Source organism: Burkholderia sp. lig30, from assembly GCF_000687455.2.
GTDB lineage: Bacteria > Pseudomonadota > Gammaproteobacteria > Burkholderiales > Burkholderiaceae > Burkholderia.
On record NZ_JGVW01000108.1, the window covers coordinates 38,286 to 48,364 of the forward strand.

The following is a 10,079-nucleotide window of genomic DNA, read 5'->3' on the forward strand; positions in this document are numbered from 1 at the left end:
GATGAATTTGCCGCCGCTCAATACGAAAGCGTCACGGTCATGAATAGCCCCTTCGCGCGGTCGGCCTGGCCGCCGCCGACATTGAAGCGGTACTGCGTCGCCCAGTCGAGATACGAACGCGGCGCGTCGTAGTGATCCTCGCGGAACCAGTAGCGGAAGTTCACGCCCACGCCCGCGCCCATCGACCACGTCCTGCCGCTGCCCTGCAACGCGATCGCGCCGCCGCCCAGGCCGGCCACGTCGACGCGGTCGTTCTCGTGGATGATGTCGCCGCCGAGCACCGCGTACGGGAACGCCACCAGCCGCTCGCTGACCGCATCCAGGCGGAAGCTTCGGCCGACGCGCACTTCGTACGCGGCGAACGCCTGGTCGCGCTTGTAGCGGCCGGTCGCGCGCGCCGTCTCGCGGCCGGTGGACTGATCGGTCAGCCAGAAATCCGACGGCAGGTCTTGCCACGAATAGCCGGCCTGCATGTAGCTCTCGACCGTGAACCAGCTCGGCCGGTCCATTCGCAGCGACGTGCCTTCGTAATAGCCGTAGGTCATGTAGGCGAGCCAGCCGCCGTTGCCGGCGCGCGCGCTGTAATGCGCGCTCATCGGCGTCGTGAGGGCCGGGCCGGTCGGGTTCAACGAATCGCGCCCGCTCAGCGTGCAGCGCAGGCTCGGCGACTGCGGCGTGACGGTTCCGGAGCGCGTCGCGGAGCCGAGCAGGAATTGCCGCTCGAGGCCGAACGTCAGGCCGACCACCGTGGACGGCGTGAAGCGCACGCCCAGCGAGCCCACCGTCGTCGGAATGCCGGACACGCCGTTGTTCGCCGTGCCGTCCAGGTTGATCGGCAGGCCGGTGCACGGATCGACGACGCTCTGCGTCGGCGTCGCGCCGTCGCTGTTCATCAGCGTGCTCGACAGGCGGCCGTAGAACTCCAGCACGCGCGTCGTGGTGTTCACGAAACTCGACGGCCGCCAGAACACTTCGGCGGAACCGAACACCGCATCGCCCGGCACGGTGATCGGCGCGCCGCCGAGCCCCGCGCCCGCCGGACGCGAGCCGCGATAGCCGGCCGACACCGTCGCGCCCCATTCGCGCGACAGGCCGGCAATCGCGTTGCGCGTGTCGAAGCGCTGTTGCGGCGTCATCGGCAGCGTCGCGGCGTCGTTGAGGTCGATCGCGCGCTTGAGCCGCTCGACCGCGCCGCGCTTGTCGCCCGCGTTCGCGAGCGCGTAGCCTTCGTCGAGCACCAGCGTCGGCGGCGCCTTGCCGGTCGCCTGCGCCGCGTGAAAATCCTCCACCGCCTTCTTCGGCTCGCCCTCGCGCTGGTGCAGATAGCCGCGCTGCGTCAGCAGCCCGACGTCGTCGGGTTGCGCGGCCAGTTCGACGTTGAGCCGCCGCTCGGCTTCGGCCATCTGCGCCGGCGTGCCGGCCGACAGCGTGGTCGTCAGCAGGCGCCGTGCAGTCGCGCTCTGCGGGTCCTGCTCGACCGCCTTGCGGGCCTGCGCGATCGCCTCCTGATAATCCTGCCGCGCATAGGCCGCGTACGCTTGCGCGATCGGGCCGCCCGCGCCGGCCGCGTCGAACGGCAGCAACTCGCACGACGTGCCGTACGGCGTGTCGCGGCAATCCTGCACCGGCGCCGGGTAGTTCGCGAGCGTCAGCTCGGCGGGTGCCGCCCGCTTCGCCTTCGCGTCGCGCACGCGCCGCGCGACGGACGCGTCCTTCGCGTCGAGCGTCTGCACCCGCGCCAGCGCGCGCTTCGGGTCGCCCGCCGCGAGCGCCGCATCGGCCGCGATCAGCCGGACATTGCGGCGTTGATCGTCGTCGAGCCAGTTCTGCGCGAGCGCCGCGTCGAAATCCGCATCGGCCAGTGTGGTCTTTCCCTGGCGCTGGCGCAGGTAGGCCCGCATCACCCGCGCGACCGTATTGCCGTCGTCGTAGCGCAGCGCGTCGGTGGCCGCGTCATCGGCCTCGGCGAGCTGGTTGTCGAGCATCAGCGCCGTGATCAGCAGCAGCCGATGGCTGTCGATGTCCGGCGCGAGCGACACCGCTTCGCGCGCAAACGGAACCGCGGCGGCCGGGTCGTTCGCAATCAGCGCCTGATAGCCCTTCTGCGCGGGCACGATCGCGAGACGCCGCCTGAGCGTGTCGCGGCGCGCGGCCAGATCGCTCCGGTTCGGCGCGCCGAGCGAGATCGCCAGCTCGGCCGCCTGCGCGGCGTCAGCGTATTTCTGCTGGCTTTCGAGTGCGTCGAGCCACAGCAGCGCCCACACGCCCTGCGCCGGATCGATGCGAAACGCCTGCTCGGCCCGCCGCGCGCTCGACGCGTAGTCGCGATTGTTGTAATCCGCATAGGCCTGCGCGGCGATCGGAAAGCCCTTGCGGTGCGCGGCGCTGTCGACGTTGACGCCCCCCGCCTGCACGGCGGCGAGATTCTGCTTCGCGTCGCGCAGCGCCGGCGCATCGACGCCCGCGACAAGCGCATCGTCGACGGCCCGCCGCGCGCCGGCGACGTCGCCCTGTTTCTGCAATGCGTAGATCAGCAGCATCCGCAGCCGCACGACGTCCGGACGCAGGCGGATCGCCGCGCGCGCCTGCGCCGCGGCCTGACCGTAGCGGCGGGCCTGATAGCTTGCATACGCCTGATTGGCGAGCGTCCACGCGCGGCCGTCGAGCTGCGCGTCGGCGCTCGCCTTCGACGGCGGCTGGGCGAGCACGGGCGGCATGGCGCCGCCGCAGGTCAGCGCCACGGCCAGCATCAGCGGACGAACGTGAACCTTCATGAGTCTCCGTGTTGACTGATTGGTCGGGACTGCGCGGCCCCCGCGCGGCGGCCGGGCCGGGGTGTGACGACAGCCGCTCATTGGGCTGCCGGCTGTTGCGCCGCCCCGTCGTTCGCGCCCTGCTGGAATGAAATCGCCTCGTGCAGCGTGGCTTCGTCGAGCCAGCCTTCGCGCAGCAGGATTTCGCCGAGCGGCCGCCATTCGCGCCGCTGCTCGTCGAGCGCGAACGCGAGCTTCGTCTCGTCGATCGCCTGCCACGACAGCAGCAGCTCGCCGAGCCGCTGACGCTGCTGCGTGAGTTGGTCGACGGACGGGAAGTCGTGCATCGTCTTGTCCCACACGAGCCGCCTGCCGGTGATCAGATGCCCGAGGAACAGCCGCCATGCGCGCGCCGCCGCCATCGCATTGATGAAATTGCCGATCACCATGCGCGGCAGCGCCATCAGCGCATGCTCCCAGCCGTACATCTGGTAGACGAACCAGCTCCGCTGCACCATGCGCAGCAGCAGTGCGACCGAGTTGATGCCCATCAACGTGACGAGCCAGCCGTTCGGCGAGAACACCGACGGGTAGAAGATCGTCCACCAGCCGAGCGTGTCGGCGAGCACGAACAGCATGAAATTGACGAGCAGCACGTACGCGAGAATCGCGACGAACGACGTGACGAGCCCCTTGCGGTCGCGAAACAGCAGGTATTTGGTCGCGAGCGAGCCGCGCCAGCCGACCTGCGCCCAGCCCTGCAGCCCGATGCCGAGCGTCCAGCGCGCCTTTTGCCGGTACGCTGTCCTGAACGTGTTCGGGAAATACTCGCGAATGCCCATCGGCATCGAGATCGTCGAGATCGTTTCCTTGCCGAGGCCGAACCACGACGTGCGCCGGGTCACGTATTCCACCGGGAATTTCCCGAAAATCTGCTTCATTCCGCGCTGCGCGAGGCGCGTGCCGATGTCGTAGTCCTCGGTCAGCGTGTCGGTGTTGAACGGCTGGTTGTGCGTTTCCGCGGCGAGCTGTTCGAGCGCGTTGCGCGAGAAGCAGGTGCCGACGCCGGCCGACGGCACCATCTTCGACAGGCTCTCGCGCACGACCAGATCCTTCGTGTGCCATTCCGCGAACTCGTCCATGTACGTGCCGGCGACGAGCTCGTACCACTCACGCTCGAGCGACGTGACCGGCAACTGGATGAAGTCGATGCGCGGCAGCAGATAGTTGTAATACTTCAGTTCCAGCGGGTGAAGCACATCCTCGCTGTCGTGCAGGATCACGCCCGCGAACGGCACCGGCTGCATCGTGTTCTGCCGGAAGATCGCCTGGACGATCCAGTTCAGGCAGTCCGCCTTGCAGGTCGGGCCGTCGTGCGGCACCTCGACGCGCACCAGTTGCCGGTAGCGCCGGCGCATGCGCTCCACTTCCATCTTCGTCCGCTCGTCATTGCGGTACGTGCCGACGAAGATCATGTAGTTCTTGTACTCGAGCGTGCTCACCATGTTTTCCAGCATCGGCGCGATCACGTCGTATTCCAGCCACGCCGGCACCATGATCGCGAGCGGCTGCTCGGGCACCGCGCGCAGTTGCGCCGCGTGCAGCGGCGTATACCGGCGGCGGATCGTCAGCGACCGGTAGGCCTCGCGAATCCAGTACCAGGCATCGACGAACAGGTCGTCGATGCTCGACAGCAGGATGATCACGCAGACCGTCGCGCTGACGATTTCGAGCGCGTGGTAATAGTCGGCGACCAGATACGGCAGATAGAGTGCGGAGATCACGGCGGGCCGCTCCGTTCGCTCAATCGCCCGAGCGCTTGTTGCGGCGCGCGCGCAGGGCCAGGATCAGCAGCAACACGAGCACCAGCAGCGCGATGCCGGCCGCCGGCACGCCCCACGAGATGTAGCGGCGCCATTCGTAGAACGCGCTCTCGCCGGCGCCCGGCGGCAGGCTCGCGTCCGGGTTGCTGCTGTCGATCCACGCGACCGGCCCGGCCGCGCCGATCACCGCGAGATTGCCGCGGTTGAGCAGGAACGGCGCATCGGGCGTGTCGGCCGGCGCGCCGAGCGCATACCAGAGCACGCCGTGCTGGCCGTTGCCGCGCACGACCTCCGCCGTCGACAGACGTTGCAGGCCGCGCACGTCGAGCCACGGCGTGTCCTTGCCGCCGATCCGCAGGTGCTGCCCGCCGGTCACGACCGCGGACGGTTTCGCGCCGTCGACGTCGACCTCCATCGCGAGGAACGGCCTGGCGGGCTCGGCCGGCTTGCCGCCGTCGACGACCGTCAACTCGGCGCGCGACGCGGACAGCCCGCTCGCGGCGGCGACGCCGATCACGCGGCCGAGGCTTTCCGGCGCGGCATCGAGGTAGCGCTTCGGCACGATCAGCTGCGGTTCGCCGCCGAGCAGCGGCAGCAGCCCGACGAAGGTGCCGTCCGGCTCCGCGTCACCCGGCGTGATGTAGCTCGACGACGGCAGCACGTCGACCGGATACGCCTGCGGGATCTCGTTGCAATCCGCCGAATACGGCTGGCGCTGCACCGACACGCGCAGCGCGTTGTTCACGCCGAGCGCATAGCCGGGCACGCGCGCCCGCAGCCGTTCGGGCGTGCCGTCCGCCGTCAGCTGGCGGGCGGCCAGCAGCACGCCGTTCCAGTACAGCGTCGCGACCGGACGCGACGACGACGGCCCCGGCGCCGCCGACACGTACACCGTCAGTTCGCTCGGCATCCGGCCGTCCGACGACACCGCGCTCAGCGGGAAATTGACGCTCCAGTCGCCGCGCGCGAGCACGTCGAAGCTCTCCGCCGAGCCGCCGAGGCTCGACAGGCGCACGACCTGCTTGTCGCCGGTCTCGGGCAGCCGCGCGACCGGCGCGGTCACGGCACCCGTCGCCAGCAGATGGCGCAGCCGGTCGTCGAACAGGCTCGCGGCCTGCGCGCCGGCGTCGCCGGCGATCGCGATGACCGGCTGGCCGCCGATGGACGACAGCACGATCTGCTTCGGCGCGAGCGCGCCGCCCGCGAGCAGCGCCCGTTGCGCCCGCCACGCGCCGAATGCGTCGCGCGCGTCGGCATCCCCGGCAAGCTGCGCCTGCAGCGCGTCGAAGGCGGCGGCAAGGCGCGCGTGCATCGCGGCGTCGGCCACGACGAGGTCGCCGCTCACGGCCGGCGCGCCCAACGCGAGCAACGCGCCCAGCTCGGCGTCGTTCGCGAGCCGGTGCGCCGCCGCGTTGTCGCGCAGCGCGGCGAAGGCCGGCACGGCGCTCAGCGCGGCGGGCACGTCGAGCCCGCGCGTGTCGACCGTCTCGCCCGCCGCCGGCAGCGCGCGCACCGCGACGCGCTTGCCGCTGCGCTCGAGCGCGACGCCGATGCGCCACGCGCTGTCGAAGGCATCCGCATTCAGCCTGCGGCCCGCGACGAGCACCGTCGGCGTGCCCGGCAGCATGCTCCATGCGTCGTCGAGGCTCGCCACCCCGCGCGGATCGACGCGGTAGGTCAGCCGGGTCTGCGGCGTGATCGTCACCGCGTTCGCCATCGAATGGTCCTCTTCGCAGCGGCGCACGCCGTTACGCGACAGCCAGTTCACGCCAAGACGCACGAAACCCGTGTCGCGCGGCCGCGGCGACACGGCGATCGCGCGCTGCAGCGGGCCGCCGCCGTCCGGCAGCGACTGCGACACGAGCGGCTCGCCATCGACGGTCAACACCATCGACGCCAGGCCGGGCTGCCCTTTCAGGTAGCGGCCGTCGAACGCGATCGACGCGTCCGCGAGCGTCTGCCCCTTCGGCACCGGCAGATAGAACTCCTGACGGGCGTCGCCGACCAGCGACACCGGCGCGTTCACGCCGAGGTCGGCCAGCGAGACGCTGCGCGTGACGGCGCGGCTTGCGCCGAGCTGGCGGATGCCGTCGCCGAGGCCGCTGGCGTGGCCGGCGAGCGGCGCGCACAGGGATGCCCCCGCGACGAGGCCGGCCGACAGACGAAGGGAGAAGCGCGATGCACGGGTGCTGAACGGTGTTTTCATCGAAATCATGCGAAGTGAACGGGCTGCGACGCGACGCGTCAGTCAGGCTGGCTGGCCGGCTGACGCCGGCAGTACGTTGAATTCTTCGACCGGGCGTCCGCATAACGCGTCGACGATCCGTCTGGCGGCCCGGCCGTCGCCATAGGGATTGATGCGGCGCGAGAACGACGCGTATTGCGCGGTGTCATCGAGCAGGCGCGTCACGCCCGCGACGATGCGATGGCGATCCGCGCCGACCATCGCGACGGTGCCCGCCGCGATCGCCTCGGGACGCTCGGTGACGTCCCGCATCACGAGCACGGGCTTGCCAAGATGCGGCGCTTCTTCCTGGACGCCCCCCGAATCGGTCAGGATCACGTACGCGCGCTGCATCAGCCACACGAAATCGACGTAGTCGACCGGATCGATCAGGTGAACGTTGCGAAAGCCGGCCAGCTCCGTCATCACGACGTCGCGCACGGCAGGATTCAGGTGGACCGGATAGACGATCTGCACGTCGCTGCGCTGCGCGAGATCCGCCAGCGCGGCGCAGATGTTGCGAAAGCCGTCGCCAAAGCTCTCGCGCCGGTGGCCGGTGACGAGGATCAGGCGCCGCGCCGGATCGATCCACCCATAGCGGGCGGCGACGGCGTTCGCGAGCGGCGCGTCCGACTTGAGCCGGTCGCACAGTGTCGACAGCGCATCGACCACGGTGTTGCCGGTGACGGCGATGCTGCCGGACAGGTTCTCCTGCAGCAGGTTCGCCTTCGACGACATCGTCGGCGCGAACAGCCAGTTGCCGATCGCATCGACGACGCGGCGGTTCATCTCCTCCGGGAACGGCATCGACAGGCTCCCCGTGCGTAACCCCGCCTCGACGTGACCGATCGGCACGCGCCGGTGAAAGGCCGCGAGCGCGCAGGCGGCCGCCGTGCTGGTGTCGCCGTGGACGAGCACATAGTCCGGCTTTTCCTCTTCGATCACGGCGTCGACGCGCGCGATCATCCGCGCAAACAGCCCGTTGAGCGTCTGGTTCGGGACCATCACGTCCAGATCGTGGGTCGCCGACAGGCCGAACAGCGCCATCACCTGATCGAGCATATGGCGGTGCTGCCCCGTCACGCAGACGACGCTTCGGATCGACGGCTCCTTGTCGAACGCCGCCACGAGCGGCGCCATCTTGATGGCTTCCGGCCGCGTGCCGAATATGGAAAGTAGCTTCAATGACATTGTCTCGGTTCCGTGCCGCGGCGCGCCGTTTTCAAGCGGCCCCGCGATATTGGCGAACGCTGCCGGCGTTTATTCAAGTACGGCAAATGCATTAATTGATGACATCGGATAGCACCGAAAACCATTCGCGCGCCGCCGGATTTACGCGGCGGCGAGGGCTTTAAATTGAATCCAGCCGAACTGCACGGCGGATACTATTACAAAGTTACGGAATTCGTATAGGTACCTGATTAACCGGATGCAAACCGAGAGATCTACTTTGATTCCATATAAAATCGAACATAGAAAACGTTTGCTTAACTGTATTTGACCTGTAACAGACAGTTACAGCCTCGCCGGCGTGGCGGTTTACGACAGGAAAAAGCTGACCCCGATTTACCTGATTTGACGTAAGTTACTGTCACGCCCGGCCTGACAGCACTTTGTCAACAGGACGACAATTACAAGAAACACCATCAAAAACAATGCATTATGCAAATCACACGTCCAGAAATAAATATCAAAATGTGCGGCTTTTACAGAAAACGCGCGCCATATTGTCGCAATGCCAGTCCGTTCCGTTCACCTTTGTCAAGGATGGTCAAACCACGGCCGACGCAATGATCTACACCGTAGAATCAAGGCGTCGAGTATTGTCGCCATGATCCGCGAGCCGCATGCGTTATGCCCGACAGGAATCGGAACCCCGATCGAAATGGGGTGCTCGCGCGAAAAAACGGATCATCGATCGACGAAAGAGATCGGCGTTCCGCGTATCGCTCGAAATATTTTTAGATGGATCGGAGTGGGGTCGACCACGATTTAAAAGACATCACCGTCGCCCCCCCCCGGACATCGATGCGCGCCAATCCGGGTCATGTTTTTCCTGAATCCGCCCGCCGGGTAATGGAACGAAGATCCCGCGAAAGCACGGCCGCCGCGGCGGACGGCTGGAAACGCCAGCCCGTCCGGCCCGCGCGGCCGAAACGAAGTCAACCGTAACCGGCTCATACCTATTCCTATGCTTGCTCCAGCCGCGGCCATCGGCACTTCGGCAGTGATGTGCGTGACCTTGCTGTTCGCGCTGGCGACGGTGCTGCGCTCCGGCATGCCGGGCGTGCGGGAATGGCTCGCCGCCAATGTCATGATGGTCGTCGCGTTGTCGCTCGTCCTGTTGCGCGGCACGATCCCGGCCGCGCTTTCGGTCGTCGCGGCAAACGCGTTGATGTCGATCGCGGCCTCGGCGTTCTATGCAGGCTGCGCGCGCTTTGTCGGACGCCGGCCATGCTGGCCGGCGCTCGTCGCGGGCGTGATCGCCACGAATGCCTGCGTCGTCTACTGGCAGTACGCCGCCAACGACATTCCGATGCGCGTGCTGGCGGCCAGCGCGTTCGCCTCGGCGATCTGCTTCGCCGTGGCGGCGTTGCTGACGCGTCACGCGCCGCCGGGCCAAGCCGCGTATCCGCGCTGGCTGATGGTCGGGATGGCCGTGATCTTCGGCGCGTCGCAAGCCGCCCGCAGCGTGCACGCGATGACGCTCGCGGACATGTCGAACCCGTTGACGTTCACGTCGCCCGTCAGCGTGCTGCTGATCGTCGTGTCGGCGGCGACGATGCCGATGCTGACGATAGCGGCGCTGGTGATGGTGCATGACGCGCTGCTGTGCCGCGCGCGGGATGCGGCCCATCGCGACTTCCTCACGTCGGCGCTGTCGCGGATGGGGATCGAGGCCGCCGCCACCACGTTGCTCGCGGACGCGAAGGGCAACGGGTCGCCGTTGTCGCTGCTGCTGCTCGATCTCGATCGATTCAAGTCGATCAACGACGTTTTCGGGCACGCGGGCGGCGACACCGTGCTGCGCGAGTTTGCCGCGCTCGCGCTGGGCCAGCTGCGACGCACGGACGTGCTGGGCCGGATGGGCGGCGAAGAGTTCGCGATCCTGCTTCCGCAGACCGGCGAAGCGGACGCGATTCGTCTCGCCGAACGGCTCCGCGCCGCGCTTGCCGCGCATGCGGTCACGACGCCGGACGGCCGGGTGTGCCGCTGCACCGTGAGCATCGGCGTGGCGGAGTCGCAGCCCGACGAGACCTTCGCGCAGGTGTGCATCCG

5 protein-coding genes are annotated in these 10,079 nt (G+C 68.2%); 1 reads left to right on the forward strand and 4 read right to left on the reverse strand.

The genetic code is table 11. The features are described from left to right. Positions 1–17: 17 nt before the first annotated feature. The 4 genes from LIG30_RS21455 to wecB all read right to left on the reverse strand — a co-directional run bounded on the left by LIG30_RS21455 (position 18) and on the right by wecB (position 7,985). Positions 18–2,774 (reverse strand): NfrA family protein, encoded by a 2,757-nt coding sequence (locus LIG30_RS21455; protein ID WP_038715260.1) that lies wholly within the window; start codon positions 2,772–2,774, stop codon positions 18–20. Positions 2,775–2,851: 77 nt separating this feature from the next. Then, complete coding sequence (locus LIG30_RS21460) at positions 2,852–4,534, reverse strand: glycosyl transferase family protein (RefSeq protein WP_442856879.1); 1,683 nt, start codon at positions 4,532–4,534, stop codon at positions 2,852–2,854. Positions 4,535–4,556: 22 nt separating this feature from the next. After that, positions 4,557–6,782: a hypothetical protein gene (locus LIG30_RS21465; protein WP_051995118.1), complete on the reverse strand. Its 2,226-nt coding sequence runs from the start codon at positions 6,780–6,782 to the stop codon at positions 4,557–4,559. A gap of 42 nt (positions 6,783–6,824) precedes the next feature. Next, the gene (gene wecB / locus LIG30_RS21470) at positions 6,825–7,985 is read right to left on the reverse strand and encodes a non-hydrolyzing UDP-N-acetylglucosamine 2-epimerase (protein WP_038715263.1); all 1,161 of its coding nucleotides are present in this window, start codon (positions 7,983–7,985) and stop codon (positions 6,825–6,827) included. A 1,051-nt stretch (positions 7,986–9,036) separates the two neighbouring features. Between wecB and LIG30_RS21475 the strand changes: the two genes are divergently transcribed. Then, positions 9,037–10,079: GGDEF domain-containing protein (locus LIG30_RS21475; protein ID WP_160326717.1), on the forward strand; the 1,043-nt coding region annotated here is incomplete at its 3' end.